We start from the raw sequence: 19,344 nt of genomic DNA, 5'->3' as shown, positions 1-19,344 counted from the left end.
TAATAATTGTAAAAACACTACAAAAAAATATTTTTCACAGTAATAAATTCCCATAAAAATTTATTTTAAACATTTATTTTAAAATTTTTACATAATTTAATTACATAATTCTGAGAATAAATTATTCTAATAAAACAAATATTATTGTTATGTGTTGTTTACAAAATAAAATCTCCGGAGGTAATGAAATGACAAAAAATAAAGTACACTTGAATTCAAGCAAAAACGACCGGCTTACTTCCCATAAACCCACAAACAACGAGGGTACTGCCGCATGGGCAGACGAAAAGCATAAGCAAAAAAATTCCGACGTATCAATTCCGTCCCTGGACAATGTTATAAATGCCAAGGAATGGGTAGATAATGGTAGTAAGCTATAAAAAAATAATTATATAAATTATTGAAAAGGTGGGTTTTTTATGTCAAAAATCAAAATGACGGTGGATGGTAACAATGCTGCTGCTTATGTCTCTTATGCCTTTACGGATGTAGCTGCGATTTATCCTATCACACCTTCCTCAACAATGGCTGAATATGTAGACGAATGGGCAGCAAAAGGCCTGAAAAACATATTCGGTCAAAAAGTCAGTGTTGTTGAAATGCAGTCGGAGGCAGGAGCAGCCGGAGCTGTACACGGTTCTCTTCAGGCCGGGGCATTGACTACAACCTTTACCGCTTCACAGGGCCTTCTCCTAATGATACCGAATATGTACAAAATAGCCGGTGAATTGCTGCCGGGAGTATTTCACGTAAGTGCAAGAGCTCTCGCCGCTTCATCGCTAAGCATATTCGGTGACCATCAGGATGTTATGGCCGCAAGGCAGACCGGTTTTGCCATGCTTGCAACCGGCTCTGTTCAGGAAATAATGGATCTGGCACCGGTAGCACATTTGGCTGCAATCAAAGGCAGATTACCGTTTCTGCATTTCTTTGACGGCTTCAGAACATCACACGAGGTACAAAAGGTAGAGGCACTTGAATACTCAGACCTTGCAAGCCTGCTTGATAATGAAGCCCTGCAGAGCTTCAGAGACAGAGCTCTTTCTCCAAATCATCCTGTTACCAGAGGAACCGCTCAAAATCCCGATATCTATTTTCAAACCCGTGAAGCCTCAAACAGGTTTTATGTCGACATCGTGGATACTGTTCAGGATTACATGGCCCAATTAGGCAAGCTAACCGGAAGGCAGTACGGCCTTTTTGATTACTACGGAGCTCCCGATGCGGACAGCATTATAATAGCAATGGGCTCCATTACTCCGGTTATAGAGGAAACAATAGATTACCTGAATGCCTCGGGAGAAAAATACGGTCTTGTCAAAGTTCATCTTTACAGGCCTTTCTCGGTTAAGCATTTACTTAGCACTATTCCTTCAACCGTAAAAAAGATAGCTGTGCTGGACAGAACAAAGGAGCCCGGCTCTTTGGGCGAGCCCTTGTATCTTGATGTAAAGGCCGCTTTATACGAAACCGGAAATGCTCCCTTAGTAGTAGGCGGGCGTTATGGTCTCGGCTCAAAGGACACTACTCCCTCAGACATAAAGGCTGTATTTGATAATCTGAAGCTTCAGAATCCTAAAAACGGATTTACGGTTGGTATTGTTGATGATGTAACTCACACCTCACTTCCTGTTGCAGAAAAAATCACCGCAGGCTCCAAGTCCACTATCAGGTGCAAATTCTGGGGTCTCGGTTCGGACGGTACCGTGGGTGCTAATAAGCAGGCTATTAAAATTATAGGCGACCATACAAATAAATATGCTCAGGGCTATTTCTCCTATGATTCAAAGAAATCCGGAGGAGTTACCGTTTCTCATCTGAGATTCGGGGACGAACCCATTAAATCCGCATATCTGATTGACGAGGCTGACTATATTGCGTGCCACAATCAATCATATGTTTATCAATATGACCTGCTCAAGGGCTTAAAGCCCGGAGGAATCTTTGTTCTGAACTGTCTGTGGAGTGAAGCAGAACTGAATCAGCACCTGCCTTCAAAGCTAAAGAGGGAAATTGCCTTAAACAATATAAATTTCTATACGGTTAATGCAACAAAAATTGCGGAAGCCATCGGTTTAGGAAACAGAATCAACATGATAATGCAGGCTGCCTTCTTCAAGCTTGCCAATATAATTCCAATCGACGAAGCAACCAAATATCTCAAGGAGGCTGTCGTCAAAGCATATGGCAAGAAGGGCGAAAGCGTTGTTAATACAAACTATCAGGCCATTGACAAGGGCTTTGAAGCGGTTGTAAAAATTAATGTTCCAGAGAGCTGGAAAACAGCAGTGGATGAGCCTATACCCGATATAGACGAACCTGCTTTTATCAAAAATATCTTAAGACCAATGAATGCTCTCAACGGAGATGCTTTACCGGTAAGCACCTTCACAGGCTACGAGGACGGTACCTTCCTCAATGGAACCACTGCCTTTGAAAAACGAGGCATTGCTGTTAATGTTCCTGAATGGATTGCCGGAAACTGTATTCAATGCAACATTTGTTCCCTGGTATGTCCTCATGCAGTTATAAGGCCGTTCCTTGCCACAAAGGAAGAGCTTCAAAACGCGCCCTCCGGCTTTGTCACCAAGCAGGCTGCGGGAAAAGGACTTGAAGATCTGCAATTCAGAATACAGGTAAGCACCATGGATTGCACCGGCTGCGGAAACTGTGCGGATGTCTGTCCTGCGAAGGAAAAGGCTCTGGTTATGAAGAAGCTTGATACTCAGACAGAAACGCAAATCCCCAACTGGAAGTTTGCAACTTCCGGTATTTCATATAAGGGTGACAGATTCGGAACTAAAACCATTAAAGATACTCAGTTTAAAGAACCGTTAATAGAATTTTCCGGAGCATGTGCAGGCTGCGGCGAGACTGCATATATCAAGCTGGCAACTCAGCTGGTGGGAGATAGAATGATGATTGCAAACGCAACAGGCTGTTCTTCAATCTGGGCTGCTTCCGCGCCATCTACCGCATACACCTGCAACCACGAAGGCAAAGGCCCTTCATGGGCCAATTCCCTGTTCGAGGATACCGCCGAATACGGCTTCGGTATGTATCTGGGAGTTAAGCAGCTGCGTGACAGGCTTGAAGATTTGGCTAAAGAACTTATATCCCTGAATATTGACGAAAAGGTTAAGACTGCATTAACACAGTGGCTTGACAGCAAGGAGGACGGCGAAGGCTCCAAAGCTGCCGGTGCAAGCCTGATAAATGCCTTAACGGGATATGCAGCTTCTGATGCTCTTCAAAAGAAGCTCATAGCAGAGCTTCTGGAAAAGCAGGATTATCTGGTTAAGCGTTCACAGTGGATTCTTGGCGGCGACGGATGGGCATATGATATAGGCTACGGCGGACTTGACCACGTGCTTGCATTAGGCGAGGATGTAAATGTACTGGTATTTGATACTGAAATTTATTCGAATACAGGGGGACAGTCCTCAAAGGCAACTCCCACCTCGGCAATAGCAAAATTTGCCGCTTCGGGTAAAAAAGCCGGAAAGAAGGATCTTGCCGCACAGATGATGACCTACGGCAATGTATATGTCGCTCAGGTAAGTCTGGGAGCGGACAGAAACCAGACTCTCAAGGCAATATCTGAAGCTGAGGCTTACCGCGGTCCTTCAATTATAATTGCTTATGCTCCCTGTATCAATCACGGCATAAGGGAAGGCATGGGAAGAAGCGTCGCTAATGAGCAGCAGGCAGTGGAATCCGGCTACTGGCATTTATTCAGATTCAATCCAGATTTGAAGGAGCAGGGCAAAAATCCGTTTATTCTGGATTCAAAGCCGCCCAAGTCAAGCTTCAGAGATTTCATTATGGGGCAGGTAAGATTCTCTTCTCTTGCAAAGCAATTCCCTGCCGAAGCGGAAGAGCTCTTCAACCTTTGTGAAAAGCAGGCGACTGAGAAATATGAACATTTAAAGAAGCTGGCATCGGAATAAGCTTTTTATAAAACTCGGAATATAATATTAAAGGCTGGAGTCAATTATGGCTCCAGCCTTTGCAACAAGTAATTTTCTTTATGCTTGCTTGAGCTTCGCCTATATTTCAGCATTTTTTATCTCAAGCTTTGCCGTTAATATAACTGTAACATAATTTTACAGCCTATCATTTCTGCTATTTCCCCACAGCAGGAAAATCCTCATATGCCGACATACCCAGCAGAAGCTTTTTGATATAGCCTAAATCCAAGGCTGTGATGCTCTTGTCGCCGTCTACATCAGCTGCGGTAAATTTATCTCCCGTGAGTATTTCTATACCCAGCAGGTGTTTCTTTACAGCGGCAAAATCCAATGAACTTATGCTTCCGTCCTGATCCACATCACCGTATTTTATTTCAGGCCCGGCAGCACTTCCTGCCGCTAAGGAGCCATTAACCTTGAAGGCTGTGGGCTTTTCACCGCTTCCAGAAGCATTAAATCCCAATGATATACTTCCTCCGTTTGCAGCTATTCTGCCGTTATAATCAGCATTCGTTATAACCACGGATGAGCCGTTCTGGGTGTACTTTCCGCCCCAAATACTTGTTATCTTCTGATCTCCCGAAAACTTGAACTCAAGTGTCCACGAGTCGATATTCAGCTTGAGCCTGCTTTCAATTGTCATATTCACTGTACCGCTGTCACTGCCGTCATATGTAACAACAAAGCTTCCGTCGGGTACCGGAGTCGGTTTTACCACAACAGGCTCAACACCGGGATCATAATCGGGAGTCTCCTCTTTTGCAGCCATTATTGCATCAATAATTCCCTGCTGGGTAGCTAAGCCTGTATTCCTGTCAAATAAGCCAAAGCCGGAGCTTCCGTTATATCCGTTATCCCAGTATACAGGAACACCTCCGTACTTTTTGGTCTTTGAGCATAATTCCTCTGCAAAGATCCGGCGATAGGTATTGTTTTCCGGGTCGGCCTTTGTCTTGTCTATAGAGCCGTATTCCCCTATTATAAAAGGATAGCCCTGCTTTACAAATTTATTGTACATCGCATTAAGCTGGGACTCCATATAGTCCTCCTGACACCATGAAACAGTCCTGTCAGCATCCACAGCACCGGCTCCCCACTGGGTTATCTGCGATTCGGCACCGCAGAAATCCCAAGGCGAATAATAATGGACAGATATTGCTATTCTCTTTTCAGAAGCAGGTATTTCCGCAGACCTGTAAGTATCGTCGGGAATCCTGAAGCCATAATCACCGGCTGTATAATCTATATTAGTATTCCAGCCGGGAATAAGCAGCCATCTTGCACTGTTGTTGCCTCCTGTCTTTCTTACTGTATCAACAAATATCTGATTGTAGTCATTTAAATTCGCATAGTCGGCAGGCTTGGGATCGTCCCAGTCACCGTCGAATTCCTCATTCATTGATTCAAAAATCAGGTGCTCATCGTAATTTCTGAATTTATCCGCAATCTGCTGCCATACCTTTTTGTATTTGTCTTTGATTGTGTCCTGATCAGCCGCATCAACGATAAGCCATGAGCCTTCGACTGTCTTGTAGCCGTCGCCGTGCATATTGATTATTACATACATATCCTGACTTATTGCATAATCAGCGACCTCCCGTACTCTGTCCAGCCATTCGGCTTCAACAATATATTCCGGCTCACTTCCTATTCTGTTGAGATAGGAAACAGGAATACGGATTGTTTTAAAGCCTGCATTCTTTACCTTTGCTATAAATTCCTTTGTTACAACAGGGTTTCCCCAGCCTGTCTCATAAGGCTTCCCGTCAATTGCAGCTTCAAGGGTATTGCCCAGATTCCAGCCTGTCCCCATATCAGACAGGAGCTGAGCGTGGTTTAACTGCCTGAAGCCAGATGACAGCTCTGCTGCAGCCGAAGCCTCCGCGCCTGAAATGGCAGAAAGCCCAAACAACAAGGCAATGGCTGCTGACAAAATCATTTTTAACCTCTTACTTTTGAACATTGCATACACCTCCGCATTTAGATTATTATAGGGTACCTTTTATAAACCATATAAATTGCCGCGGGAACAGCTAAATTCCATGTATTTCTTCATATTTTCGTATTATTTTCAGCAAATCCGGCATAAAGCGACTTTATGGTTAAGTAAATTATATAACATCTGCTGCCTTTTTTACAATATGTTACACCTATTAAATATCCTTGCCGTTCTTGTAAATTGCAGGCATGATATTTTGAAGTTATTTTCAAGCCCAGACTATCGAAGGTAATACGCAAAAAAACAGAGTCACTGCACAGCCATCTCCCTCGGACAGCTTGCACAGCAGCTCTGTTTTTATAAGCCTGTATTAATTGGCTTTATTATTTAAATATCTTACTTGTAAAGCTCCACTAACCTCAGCAAGTGCTCATAGCGTTCCATGGCAGCCTTTTCAGATGCACCGAAGAGCTCTTTTGCACGCTCAGGGAACTGACGGGTCAAGCTTGTATAACGTGTTTCGTTATTCAGGAATGCCTGATACGTTCCATCCCCCGGTTTTGAAGTCAATGTGAACGGATTCTTTCCTTCTGCCTTAAGTGAAGGATTGAAGGAGAACAGATTCCAGTATCCTGACTTAACGGCAGCTTTCATTTCATCCTGACAATGATTCATGCCGCCTTTAACTCCGTGAAGCTCACAAGGAGCATATCCGATGATAAGTGAAGGTCCCGGATAAGCCTCTGCTTCTGCAATAACCTTGACAGCCTGAGCAGGGTTGGCACCAAGAGCAATCTGTGCCACATATACATATCCATAGCTCATAGCTATTTCAGCAAGACTCTTCTTGCCTATTTCCTTGCCTGCAGCAGCAAACTGGCAAACCTCACCGATGTTGGAAGCCTTTGAAGCCTGACCGCCTGTATTTGAATACATTTCTGTATCGAATACAAAGACATTAACGTTATCACCTGAAGCAAGCACATGGTCAAGTCCGCCGAAGCCGATATCGTATGCCCATCCGTCACCGCCGAGTATCCATACTGACTTCTTGGAGAGGTACTGTTTATTGTCAAGAACTTCCTTAGAAAGCTCACATCCGGCAGCAGCAGCTTTTTCCAGCTCAACAATTAATGCATCTGCAGCAGCGCCGTTTTCCCTTGTCTTTTCCTTTGTTTCCATAAACTTATCAAAAGCAGCCTTAAACTCAGCTGATGTCTTGTCAGAAGCAGCAATCTTCTCAAGAGTTTCAACAGCCTGATCACGAAGTACCTTCTGTCCGAGGTACATACCGTATCCATGCTCAGCATTATCTTCAAATAAGGAGTTAGCCCAAGCCGGTCCCTTATTTGTATCCTTGTTTACTGTATATGGACAAGTTGCGGCAGGACCACCCCAAATAGAAGAACATCCTGTAGCATTTGAAATATACATGTGTTCACCGAATAGCTGAGTGATTAAACGGGCATAAGATGTTTCGGCACAGCCTGCGCAGCTTCCTGAGAATTCAAGCAGCGGCTGATTGAACTGTGAGCCCTTAACTGTTGTAGCCTCCGGTACTCCCGGTTTCTTGCCTACGTTGGCAACTAAGTAATCAAATACCGGCTGCTCGTGTGCTTGTGATTCCTGAGGTACCATTCTGATAGCATCCTTAGGGCAAACTGTAATACATTCTCCGCATCCCATACAATCAAGAGGAGTTACGCTCATTGTAAACTTATACTCGCCAGCCTTCGGCTTAGTATCTGCAAGCTTGATATTTGAAGGAGCTGCCTTTATTTCATCCTCACTGAGCATGAACGGACGAATAGTAGCATGTGAACATACAAAGGAACAGCTGTTGCACTGAATACATTTTTCAGGATCCCATTCCGGAACATTTACAGCTGTACCACGTTTTTCATAAGCTGCAGCGCCTAATTCAAACTGTCCGTCTGCAATATCCTTGAATGCTGATACAGGAAGGCTGTCACCATCCATTAAGGCCATAGGAATCATAAGCTCCTTGACCATCCTGACTACTTCAGGAAGACCATTAATCTCTGCCGCCGGAGCATCTGCTTCCGGATTTGACCATGAAGCCGGAACTTCAACCTTGTGGAGAGCATCTACACCAGCATCAATTGCTTTGTAGTTCATTTCTACAATTGCATCGCCTTTTTTGCCGTAGGACTTCTTTGCAGCAGATTTCATGAAGTCAATAGCTTCTTCGATAGGCATAACCTTTGCTAATTTGAAGAAGGCAGATTGAAGAATTGTATTAGTACGTTTACCCATACCAATTTCAGCTGCTTTGTCAATAGCATTGATTGTATATAATTGAATATTGTTATCTGCAATATATTTCTTTGCGGCAGCATTCAAATTAGCTTCCAATTCCTTATCAGACCACTGGCAGTTAATCATGAAGATTCCGCCCGGCTTAACATCCTGAACCATCTTATATCCTTTAACAACATAGGACGGGTTATGACATGCGACAAAGTCAGCCTGATTTATGTAATATGGACTCTTGATTGGCTTATCGCCAAAACGAAGATGTGATATTGTAATACCGCCGGTCTTCTTAGAGTCATACTGGAAGTACGCTTGTATATATTTGTCAGTGTGGTCGCCGATAATTTTAGTTGAGTTCTTGTTTGCACCAACTGTACCGTCTCCGCCAAGACCCCAGAATTTGCATTCTACAGTACCTGCGGCAGATGTAATCGGAGCCGGCTTGACTTCCGGCAAGCTCAAGTTTGTAACATCATCCACAATGCCAAGAGTGAAACGGGATTTAGGCTCATCCTTCTTAAGCTCTGTATATACCGCAAATACAGATGAAGGCGGGGTATCCTTTGAACCAAGTCCGTAACGTCCGTTTGTAAGAACTACATCATGCATTCCTGCCTCACGAAGTGTTGTTGCAATATCAAGATAAAGAGGCTCAGCCAATGCACCCGGCTCTTTTGTACGATCAAGAACAGCGATTTTCTTTGCTGTCTCAGGAAGAACCTTGAGAAGGCTTTTTGAAGACCATGGACGATATAAGCGAACTTTTATAAGTCCAACCTTTTCACCTGCGGCTGTTAAATAGTCAACAACCTCTTCGGCTACGTCACAGAAGGAGCCCATACAGATAATAACACGGTCTGCATCAGGAGCTCCGTAGTAATTGAACAAATCATAATTTGTACCTAATTTTTCATTAACCTTAGCCATGTATTTTTCAACAACAGCAGGCAGTTCATCATAAACTGCATTACAGGCCTCGCGGTGCTGGAAGAAAACATCTCCGTTTTCATGTGAGCCACGCATAGCAGGTTTTTCCGGGTTTAGGGAATGATTACGGAAGGCCTTGACAGCATCCATGTTGCACATTTCCTTCAAATCTGAATAATCCCAGGTATCAATTTTTTGAATTTCATGTGAAGTACGGAATCCGTCAAAGAAATTCAAGAATGGAACTTTACCCTCCAGTGAAGCAAGATGTGCTACAGGGCTCAAGTCCATAACCTCTTGTGGATTTGATTCGGCTAACATAGCAAAACCTGTCTGACGGCAGGCATATACGTCACTGTGGTCACCGAATATATTCAATGACTGTGCAGCCACAGTACGTGCAGATACATCAAATACGCACGGCAGCTGTTCACCGGCGATTTTATACATATTAGGAATCATCAAAAGAAGACCCTGTGAAGCTGTAAATGTTGTTGTCAAAGCACCTGCAGCAAGAGAACCATGTACAGTTCCCGCAGCACCTGCTTCGGATTGCATTTCAACTACCTTAACCCGATTGCCGAAAATGTTTTCTCTGCCGGCAGCAGACCACATATCACAACAGTCAGCCATCGGACTGGAAGGTGTAATTGGATATATGCCGGCAACCTCAGTATATGCATACGCTACGTGTGCGGCAGCTGTATTGCCGTCCATTGATTGTTTACGTCTTGACATTATACTTCCTCCTTTATAACTAAATAAACTATTCAAGTACTAATATTAGCATTATTATGTCATTTTGTAAAGAATGTTGTTTGTATATTGTATACAAAATTAAATATACTGTAATATTTGAAAGTATTTCAAACACTGTATTTTCTACGACAGTCAGCCTTGATACATACAAATAAAAATTTAGCTTAATAAATTTTTCAATAGAAAGGCCTATATTAAAATATCCCGGAATTGAGACTGACCTCCGCATCAGCTTTAGCATAGACTTTTTTAGGCTGAAGCCTCATGAAATATAAAAAATCAGTAACATTATAACTGTTTGCTTCTATAATAGTAAGAGGTAAAAATGTATAAGAAAGAGGACGTATCCTTGAAAATTGAACTGGTAACAATGCACAGAGTATGCAACTACGGTTCAGCACTGCAGGCATATGCCACCCAGTCCGTTATGGAGAGGCTAGGCCACAGTGTAGAAATACTGGACTATTATCCTGAGAGAATGCATTTTTCCGGGATGCTTAAAAGACTGAAAAATAAAAAGGAAATTTTCGAGAATAACCCTGTTTTATGCTTTATTGCACAATGTATTATTTTCCCTTCATATATAAAAAGATTCTATATATTCAGAACCTTCATGAAAAAGCATTTCAAAATCTCGTCAGTCAGGTACAATGACCTCGGAAGCATACAAAGCTCTCCTCCTGCGGCAGATGTTTATTGCACCGGCAGTGATCAGGTGTGGAACTCCGAATGGAGCGAGCAGGTTGACCGCGCCTTTTATCTGGATTTCGGAAGCCCGATTACCCCTCGTATCTCCTATGCGGCAAGCTTTGGCAAAGCACAGCTGGATGACAATGAGTTCAATGAGATAAAATTGCTTTTAAGCAAATATAAATACATATCCGTAAGAGAAGCCTCGGGTATCGATATATTAAATAAAATGGAGCTGCCCGGGGAGCTTGTTTTAGACCCCACCCTTCTTCCTGATAAAAGCCAATGGAGTAAGCTTGCCTCTGACAGGTACAGGGACAAGAAATACATACTTTTATATAATCTAGGCAGAGAACCGGAGTTATATGATATAGCCTATGCCTATGCAAAAAAGCTGAGGCTGCCGCTTTATTCCGTCTCATACAATCTGCATGAATTCGTGAAGCCGGGCAGGCTTTTGTTCTGCCCTAAGGTCTGCGACTGGCTGTCTCTGATTAAAAATGCTCAATGCGTGTTTTCCGACTCACTTCACGCAACAGCCTTTTCAATTAATTTTAATACGGATTTTTATGTGTATTACCCCGGCAGATTCAGTACGAGACTTGCAAGCCTCGTAGAGCTGACAGGCCTCAAAAACCGGGTACTTCAAAAAGGGAAGGTACCGGAAAATGAAAATATTGATTTCAGTGAAGCAAATGCTGCTGTTCAAAGAGAGCGGAAATTGTCCTTTGAGTTCCTGACTAAAGCCTTGGAAGCTCAGCAGGACGGAAAGGATTATATAACATGCCCGACTTCATAAAAACAGATAAAAAGAAAAGCTGCTTCGGCTGCAGAGCCTGTGAGCAAATCTGTCCAAACCGCTCTGTTTCAATGCTCGAAGATGAGGAAGGCTTTATATATCCCCATGTAAACGAAAGCCTTTGTACAGGATGCGGGCTATGCGTCAGACATTGCCCTCAGCTGAAGGATGTCGTATTTTCCGGGCATTCAGATACTCCAAAGGTATTTGCAGCTAAATTAAAAAATAGTGAAATTCTGCTGAGAAGCTCCTCCGGCGGAATGTTTTCAGCAATTGCAGAAACTGTTATTGAAAACGGGGGGGTTGTTTTTGGCTGCGCTTTTGACAATAATTTAACCGCAAGGCATATTTGTGCTGACAAAAAGGAAGCCCTGGCATCCTTACGAGGCTCAAAATATGTTGCCAGTGATCTGAATAATACATATATACAAGCCCTCAATTATTTAAAGCAGGGACAAAGGGTTTTCTATACCGGCACTCCATGTCAGATTGCAGGGCTGAAGGCTTTTTTAGGCAGGGATTATGAAAATTTGCTTACCGCCGACCTGATATGTCACGGAGTACCCAGTCAAAAGCTGTTTTCAAAGTACCTGGACTGGCTGAAGGTAAAGCTGGGAGGCCAGATAATAGCCTTTGATTTCAGAAATAAAGAAAAGCGTGGATGGGGGTTTTGCTGCAAGGTGGAGACAGCCGCAAAGGCAAGGCATCTGAATGCGGAATTTGATCCATATTACAGTGCTTTCTTAGAAGCAAAGACCTACAGGTATTCCTGCTATTCCTGCAAATATGCCAAAACCGCCCGGGAGGGAGATCTTACAATTGCCGATTACTGGGGAATTGAATTTTTTCATCCCGGATTTTATTCAAAAAAAGGGGTATCCTTGCTGCTGGTCAACTCCTTGAAGGGGCAGAAAATGTTTGAAGCCCTCAAGGATAAGGCTGACTGTATTCCCTCAAAGCTTGAGTATGCGGTATACAATAATGTAAATCTTACAGGGCCTTCCAAAATGCCTTCATCAAGGACTGCAATTTATAAGGAAATTGATGCCCTAGATTTCGGCCTGTATGCGAGAAAATATCTCAAGCCCTCCAATAAGCTTAAAGCAGTAATAAAAACAATCATTCCTCAGCCCTTTAGATTGATGCTAAAAAAGCTGCTATTCAAAATAAGTTTTTCGAGAGGAAAAATAAATTAATTTACTTTAATAATATTTTTTGTTCACATTTTTTCGATACCCTTCATATAATGGCAGGTAATTTATTTTATATATGCAATATTGTCCATTCACAGGAGGCTTGTAAATGAGAAAAAACAAAGTCAGCATTATTATTCCCTGCTATAATGCTGAGAATACAATAATATCAGCTCTTTCCTCTCTCAAGGCCCAATTATGCAAGGACTTTGAGGTTATTATTGTAAATGACGGCTCAACAGACAATACTTTACTTGTGACAGAGGAGTATATGAAAGACAGCGGCTTGAATTATACCCTTATAAGCCATGAGGATAAAGGCGTGAGTGTTGCCCGCAACAACGGAATAGCCGCTTCAGGCGGAGAATACCTGATGTTTCTGGATGCCGACGACATATACCATCCTGCCATGGTCAAATATTTTTTGGAATTAATTGAAAGCACAGAAGCCGATACGGTTTTTTGCAGCTTTACCAGAGATGTGGGCCGCCTGCCTGACAAAAAATCCGATACCATCGGAAAAGCTATACCTTTAGACAGCTACAAGCTGCAGGAATATCTTCTTTTTCAATATATTCCAAACGGAATGTGGTCATATATTTATAAAAAGGATATTCTGGATAAGTTTAATATACGGTTTACTCCCGGAAGAATCGGGGAAGACAGGGAATTCACATGGAAATATCTCTGCCATTGCAGCTCCGGCATAGCTCTCGACATGCAGCTGTACGGCTATTGTGACAACCCCTGCTCCGTGGGAAATAATATATCAATTAATAAAATTGAATTTCTGAGCACTATGGATTCAATTGACAATTATTTGAAAGAAAATAACAGCAGCTTCCATCCCGTTTTTCAAAAATTCGGCCGCAGCAGAATACTATGGTCGATACTGAAAATCTTTTCAAAGGCTGACAGAAAAGACTTGTTTGAAGCCTGCATGCCGAAAAAGGAAGCTCGAAAGCATATGGCGAGACTATTACTGTATCCTGACTTCAAAATTAAAATAACTTCCCTTTTATATATTATAAGTCCGGCTCTTTTCTTTGAGTGTATAAAAATTTTTATGAAATGGGTGAATAAAACAAATGTATAAATTCGAAAAAACCTCAAAAAATGTATCCGGAATTTTGTTATATACCACCATATTTTTATTAATCACCTGTAAATCCGCAACCAATACCTATACACTGTTTTTCAGCTGGAGCGCAGGTCTGATGAGCATTATATATAATATTACAACCTTGGGATTAGCTTTTACCCTGCCTATATGGTTTTATAAAACAAGCTGTGCCAAAAAAGCAAGAGTATTGCTTATTCCATTATATTTACTGCTGCTTGTCATCATTCTCAAGCATGTCCTGCTGGCAGCCGAATATGGAGGGCCGGGCTTTTTAAGCCCTTCCTTCTTTCTCCCCTATCCCGGCTTCCCCGAAGGCTTTTATTTTATAAATCTTTCTCGATGGCTTAGCATAGGCTCCCTTATGATGTGGATTGTATACGAGGTTGACAGCAAAAATAAATTGAATCAATGCTTAAAGGTATCCTCAATTGCAATATTGCTTCCAATTATTCTCATGATTGTACGCCGTCCTGACCTGATTGGCTTCAGACAGGTTTCCATTGATGATGTAAATTTCGGAGGCGGCTTCTGGAATCTAGGAGTCAGAGCATTTTTAGCCTTCGGATGGCTTTGGCTTCTAATGTATTTCGATAAAAGCCAGCCAAACAGAATATTGTTTTTAGCAAGTGCCGTTACAGTTATATTATCGGGATTATTCGGAATATCAAGATCCGCTTTAATAGCCATTTCCATTGGGCTTCTGTTTTACGTGCTGTTCAATACCAAATCTGCCCGGCCATTGAAAATCATTGCCGCAGTAGTTATATGCCTGTCACTTATGTACCTGCTGTCAGGCGCCTCGATTATTGATAACTTTATAGCAAGATTCGGCAGCCTTAACGATATTATGACCATTGAAGAAGAGCCCAGATATGTAATCTGGAAAAATTACCTCTATAATATAAATGAGTATGCCCTTATCGGCGCTCCCATCGGCTCCTATCTCAAATATGCAATTCCTCCGAAATACTGCTCTCCCCACAGTTCGCCATTGTTTTGGTTCGTTCAATACGGAATGTTCGGACTGATTTCATATTTATCACTGTTCTGGAATACAGTATCAAAAGCATTATCAATCAAGGAAAAGGATACCTCCCGCAATATAATTATATGGCTAGTAACCTATATGTGCCTGACCTTCATTAATGAAGTCGGATACTACACCATAGAATCATATATAGGTCTTGCTTTAATTCTGGCATTGGTTAAAATTTGCCTCACCGTTCAGGATAATGTTTCCGAAGGTTCAAAGCATACAGTTTGCGAATAAAAATATTAAGAGAGGTAATTTATATGAAAGCACTGATATTGACATATCACTATTTAGACAATTATGGTGCTGTCTTGCAGGCATTTGCACTTCAAAGATATTTAAGCCAATCAGGCATTGATGCAAAAATTTTGGATTATCGGCCCGGACTATACGGCTTCGGGGATTATACCTTTCTGCTGAAAGATGCAAGGCTTCCGGCTAAATTCAAAAAATTTATATACGGAAATATAAAAGCACTTCTGTCCATAAAAAGGAAGAAGAATTTCAGATTATTTTCAGAGAAATATTTAAACCGTACAGAAAAAAAATACCGGGATGTCAATTCTCTTGAGAAATCCGCCCCATATGCGGATATCTATATCACCGGAAGTGATCAGGTATGGAATGATGATATTCTAGGGCTATGCGAAGGTTATTTTCTGACCTTTGTAAAAAATGAATCCTTGAAGGCATCATATGCCGCAAGTATAGGAAAAGATACCATATCACCGGCATATGCAGAAAGGCTGAAAAAATATCTTGACAGCTTTGATTTTATTTCTGTAAGAGAGGAAGCCGCAAAAGCCGCACTTGAAAATGCAGGCTTAAAGGCTGTGCTCACCGTCCTTGACCCCGTATTCCTGCTTGGTCCGGAAGCCTACGAGGACTTGATGACAAAGCCTGCAATTGATGATTATGTTTTTATATATTGCTTTGATAGTAACGAACAATGTTACAGCCTTGCAAAAATATTAGCGGAAAGAAACCATTTAAAAACAATTTCCTTCAGCGGCTGGTTCAATAAATTTCATACCGACTATTTTGTGAACACTGCCTCTCCCGCTGAATTTCTCAGCTATTTGAGAAATGCAGAATATGTGGTAACAAATTCATTTCATGGCACAGCCTTTTCCATATTATTTGAAAAGGAGTTTTATTCTGTCCCGCCTGTATCTCGGGTTTCAAGAATAGAATCACTGCTTTATGCGGTAAATTTACAGGACAGAATGCTGCATAATAATGAAAAGCTTGAAGCTATAGAGGCCATAGACTATCAAGCAGTAAAAGGGTATCTGTCCCAAGGCATAGAAAAATCCAAGGCCTATTTGAAAAGTGTTATTGATGCGGCAGGCAGAAGGAAAAGGAAAAATGAGTAAAAAGCTAATATCAGACGAAACATATATAGGAGTAATATTATCGTTAATTGCAACAGCTATTAACCTGCTTGCAGGCTTAGTCTTGGTTCCTGCTTTGTTAAAGCATTTCGGGCAAAGCGAATACGGATTATATCAATTAATAGGATCTCTGGTCAGTAATCTGTGTATATTGGACTTAGGCTTCAGTGTGACTACAACGCGCTATATTTCCCGCTATAATTATGAAAAAAACCAGCTGGAAATTAACAGATTCCTGTCCACTGTCTTTGTTATATACATAGCCTTGGCAATGGCTACAATGATAATCGGGATTATTATTTATAATAATGTTGATGCAATATTCTCGGATTCTCTTTCTGCCGAAGAGCTTATAAAGGCCAAAGAAATGATTTTCGTGCTTATATTCAGCATAGTATTATCGATATTCGGGCAAATGTTTATAGGAATTCTGACCGGCTTCCAGAAGTATATTTTTCAGAAATCTGCCTTGATTGTAAAAGGGCTGTCAACATTATTTCTCAGCTTGCTGCTTATAGCAAGAGGTGCTGACAGCGTAAGCCTTACAAAGCTTAACGCGGTAATTAATATTTTTTATTATATTTTTACCGCGCTCTATGTTTTTAAAAAGTGCAGCTTCCGTTTACAGCTTACATTGTTTGAAAAGAAAATAATGCTTCAGGCCAGCGCTTTTGCATTCTTTGTATTTTGTCAGATGGCTATGGCAGAGCTATATTTCAAATCCGGTCAATTGCTTCTGGGAATAATGACTGACACCTCAACAACTGCAATTTACTCTATTGCCATAACAATTTACAATGTTTTCTACAGCTTTACCGCGGCAATCTCAACGGTGGTGCTTCCTAAAGCCTCACAATTTGCTGCCGGCACCTCCGACGGACATAAGGTTACCTGTTTCATCATCAGGCCCTCACGAATTATCACGGCATTTTACCTTCTAATGGTTGTAGGCTTTATATGCTGCGGAAAGCAATTTGTCTTCATGTGGTCGGGACATAATTTTGAAGCTGCATATTATATAGTTGTGATATTATCAATAGCCTCTATAGTACCAAGAGCCCTGTCTCCTGCAATTGACATCGCCCGTGCATATAATGAGCATAGGATACTTACAAGTATTCTTGCCGGTACAGGGGTAATTATTGTTTTTCTGAGTATTATATTTATAAAGCTGTTTGGAGTACTGGGAACCGCAGCCGCAACAGGTATAGCTCTGATTTTATGCAATTCTGCCGGTGTAAGCTTTTATATAAAAAGGAAATTCAATATAGATTTGATACAATTATATAAAGGTGTTTTCAGCGGTATATGGATAGCTGCCTCCGTTTCCCTGCTCTTTGGAGTACTGCTGAATATTGCTTTAGACAGATATAGCCTGTCGGTACTTGTTTTAAAAGGTTTTCTGATTATTTGCGTATTTTTAATTACTATTTACTTTTTCGGTCTGAATAAAGAAGAAAAGTATCTTTTAAGCTGCTTGAAGCATAAATATTTCGGAGGGAAAATAAATGTATAAAAGCTATTTGGAGACTTACAGCAAAAGTGATTGCTGCGGCTGCTCAGCCTGCTCGCTGGCTTGTCCCGTCTCAGCCATAACAATGGCCGAGGATTCTGAAGGATTTTTATATCCAAGGGTTAATAATGATAAATGCATAAATTGCAGCATATGTATAAAGAAGTGCTGTCTCAGTTCCTCAGGACTTCGATTTCGTGAGGCCGGAGCTTCTGAGACTCAAAATAATAACAGCAACTGCTACGCAGTAAAAAATAATGATGAAAAGCTTCGGCGGCTCAGCTCCTCCGGAGGCTTTTTCCCGGCTCTTGCCAAATATATTATCCTTGAAAACGGCTTTGTTGCCGGTGCCGCATATGATGACAAAAGCATGGTGCATCACATTATTATAAGTTCAATTGAAGAAATTCCTCTGCTTCAGGGTTCAAAATATGTGGCAAGCAGACTTGATAATATTTATGAAAGGATAAAATCTCTTCTTGAAGAAAAAAGGCTTGTTCTTTTTACGGGTACTCCTTGCCAAATTGCAGGATTATTAAACTATTTGGGCAAAAAGTACGAAAGCCTGATTACCGCAGACCTGATATGTCATGGAACACCCAGTCCGGTTATATACCATGATTATCTGAGGTTTATTGAAAACAAATATCATGATAAAATAAAGAGTGTTACCTTCAGAGATAAGGTAAATGGATGGCATACTGAAAATATAACTATAAGCATGAATTCAAATAAATATACCTATACATGGGAAAGAGATCCTTTTTACACCTTATTTTTTAAAAATTATATTCTCAGGCCCTCTTGCTATCAATGCAGATTTGCAAGGCATGAACGTATTTCCGACATAACAATGGCTGATTTTTGGGGAATTGAAAAATCCAAGCCCCATTTTGACGATAACAAGGGAACCTCCCTTGTTATAACAAATACACAAAAGGGGCAAGAGCTGTTTGACAAAATAAAGGCTGCCTTTGTATTTGATAATGCGGCTATAAATGATTCAAAACAGCCAATGCTGAAGCATCCTGCTGTCATGCCGAAAAACCGGCCTGATTTTTTTAAAAGCTATGTAAATAAAGGTCTGGTTTTCTGCCTGAAAAAGTACGCAGATTACAATTTGAGGGCTGAAATAAAGTACCGTATAAAAAAAGGAATAAAAAAGATATTAAATTTATTAAGGAATATTAAAACAATATGCAGAGGAATAAAAAAAATATAACGGTTTTAAAAGCAAACAAATATATTATACTGCCGTTCACAGCAACAATACTGTGCATGCTTGCGATTTTCATGCTTTCGGCGCAGCCTGCAACGGAGTCAAACAACAACAGCAAGCTTATAGTATCCAAAATCGTAGATTCAACTTCCAGGCTGGGCGCGGATGAAATGACTGAAAGCCAGAAAACCGCAATAGTAGAAAAAATAAACTCTGTCGCCCGTGAGTTTATGCATTCGGCAGTTTACTTCATAATGGCAATATTTGCTCAGATAACAATGCTGGGTATCTTCAAGGAGTATTTGCTATCTGGTGTTATAACCTTTACCTTCTGTGAGGTATATGCCTTTACCGACGAGCTTCACCAGCTGCTGGTCCCGGGAAGAACCTTCCAGCTGCTGGACTTGGGTATGGATGCTGCCGGTATCTTGTCCGCCATTTTACTGGTTCTGCTGATACATGCCTTCAAAAAAAGAAGAAAAGCTCCTATAACAGTCAAAAACTAGC

The 19,344-nt window shown here is 41.4% G+C and carries 12 protein-coding genes; 10 read left to right on the top strand and 2 right to left on the bottom strand.

Features of this window, described 5'->3' with window-relative positions:
• Nucleotides 1-188: 188 nt before the first annotated feature.
• On the top strand, nucleotides 189-380 hold the full coding sequence (locus LY28_RS09080) for a CDIF630_02480 family spore surface protein (protein WP_110461865.1): 192 nt from the start codon (nucleotides 189-191) through the stop codon (nucleotides 378-380).
• Nucleotides 381-419: 39 nt separating this feature from the next.
• Complete coding sequence (gene nifJ / locus LY28_RS09075) at nucleotides 420-3,950, top strand: pyruvate:ferredoxin (flavodoxin) oxidoreductase (RefSeq protein WP_110461864.1); 3,531 nt, start codon at nucleotides 420-422, stop codon at nucleotides 3,948-3,950.
• A gap of 175 nt (nucleotides 3,951-4,125) precedes the next feature.
• Here nifJ (LY28_RS09075) and LY28_RS09070 read toward each other — a convergent pair whose 3' ends face one another.
• Both LY28_RS09070 and nifJ (LY28_RS09060) read right to left on the bottom strand, forming a co-directional pair.
• A complete protein-coding gene (locus LY28_RS09070) occupies nucleotides 4,126-5,934 on the bottom strand; it encodes a cellulase family glycosylhydrolase (protein ID WP_207658075.1) in 1,809 nt (602 codons plus the stop codon).
• A gap of 372 nt (nucleotides 5,935-6,306) precedes the next feature.
• Nucleotides 6,307-9,852: a pyruvate:ferredoxin (flavodoxin) oxidoreductase gene (nifJ, locus tag LY28_RS09060; protein WP_110461862.1), complete on the bottom strand. Its 3,546-nt coding sequence runs from the start codon at nucleotides 9,850-9,852 to the stop codon at nucleotides 6,307-6,309.
• A 346-nt stretch (nucleotides 9,853-10,198) separates the two neighbouring features.
• Between nifJ (LY28_RS09060) and LY28_RS09050 the strand changes: the two genes are divergently transcribed.
• The 8 genes from LY28_RS09050 to LY28_RS09015 all read left to right on the top strand — a co-directional run bounded on the left by LY28_RS09050 (nucleotide 10,199) and on the right by LY28_RS09015 (nucleotide 19,343).
• Nucleotides 10,199-11,362: a polysaccharide pyruvyl transferase family protein gene (locus LY28_RS09050; protein WP_110461860.1), complete on the top strand. Its 1,164-nt coding sequence runs from the start codon at nucleotides 10,199-10,201 to the stop codon at nucleotides 11,360-11,362.
• Entirely contained in the window at nucleotides 11,347-12,558 is a 1,212-nt protein-coding gene (locus LY28_RS09045; RefSeq protein ID WP_110461859.1) for a Coenzyme F420 hydrogenase/dehydrogenase, beta subunit C-terminal domain, read from the top strand. The genes LY28_RS09050 and LY28_RS09045 overlap by 16 nt, the downstream gene beginning before the upstream one ends.
• Before the next feature lie 106 nt (nucleotides 12,559-12,664).
• Nucleotides 12,665-13,651 carry a glycosyltransferase family 2 protein gene (locus LY28_RS09040; protein ID WP_110461858.1) on the top strand — a complete coding sequence of 329 codons (987 nt, stop codon included), beginning with the start codon at nucleotides 12,665-12,667 and terminating at the stop codon, nucleotides 13,649-13,651.
• A 121-nt stretch (nucleotides 13,652-13,772) separates the two neighbouring features.
• Nucleotides 13,773-14,948: an O-antigen ligase family protein gene (locus tag LY28_RS09035; RefSeq protein ID WP_165835539.1), complete on the top strand. Its 1,176-nt coding sequence runs from the start codon at nucleotides 13,773-13,775 to the stop codon at nucleotides 14,946-14,948.
• Between the two features lie 23 nt (nucleotides 14,949-14,971).
• Nucleotides 14,972-16,087, top strand: coding sequence for a polysaccharide pyruvyl transferase family protein (locus tag LY28_RS09030; protein WP_110461856.1), 1,116 nt, complete (start codon nucleotides 14,972-14,974; stop codon nucleotides 16,085-16,087).
• Entirely contained in the window at nucleotides 16,080-17,621 is a 1,542-nt protein-coding gene (locus tag LY28_RS09025) for an oligosaccharide flippase family protein (RefSeq protein WP_165835538.1), read from the top strand. The genes LY28_RS09030 and LY28_RS09025 overlap by 8 nt, the downstream gene beginning before the upstream one ends.
• Nucleotides 17,614-18,840, top strand: coding sequence for a Coenzyme F420 hydrogenase/dehydrogenase, beta subunit C-terminal domain (locus tag LY28_RS09020; protein WP_110461854.1), 1,227 nt, complete (start codon nucleotides 17,614-17,616; stop codon nucleotides 18,838-18,840). The genes LY28_RS09025 and LY28_RS09020 overlap by 8 nt, the downstream gene beginning before the upstream one ends.
• Nucleotides 18,816-19,343: a VanZ family protein gene (locus tag LY28_RS09015; protein WP_110461853.1), complete on the top strand. Its 528-nt coding sequence runs from the start codon at nucleotides 18,816-18,818 to the stop codon at nucleotides 19,341-19,343. Before LY28_RS09020 ends, LY28_RS09015 begins: the two co-directional genes overlap by 25 nt.
• The last annotated feature ends 1 nt before the right edge of the window (nucleotide 19,344 follow it).

Source organism: Ruminiclostridium sufflavum DSM 19573 (assembly GCF_003208175.1).
Taxonomy (GTDB): domain Bacteria; phylum Bacillota; class Clostridia; order Acetivibrionales; family DSM-1351; genus Ruminiclostridium; species Ruminiclostridium sufflavum.
Note: the sequence above shows the minus strand (reverse complement) of the source record. Positions and strands in the feature narration are given on the sequence as shown.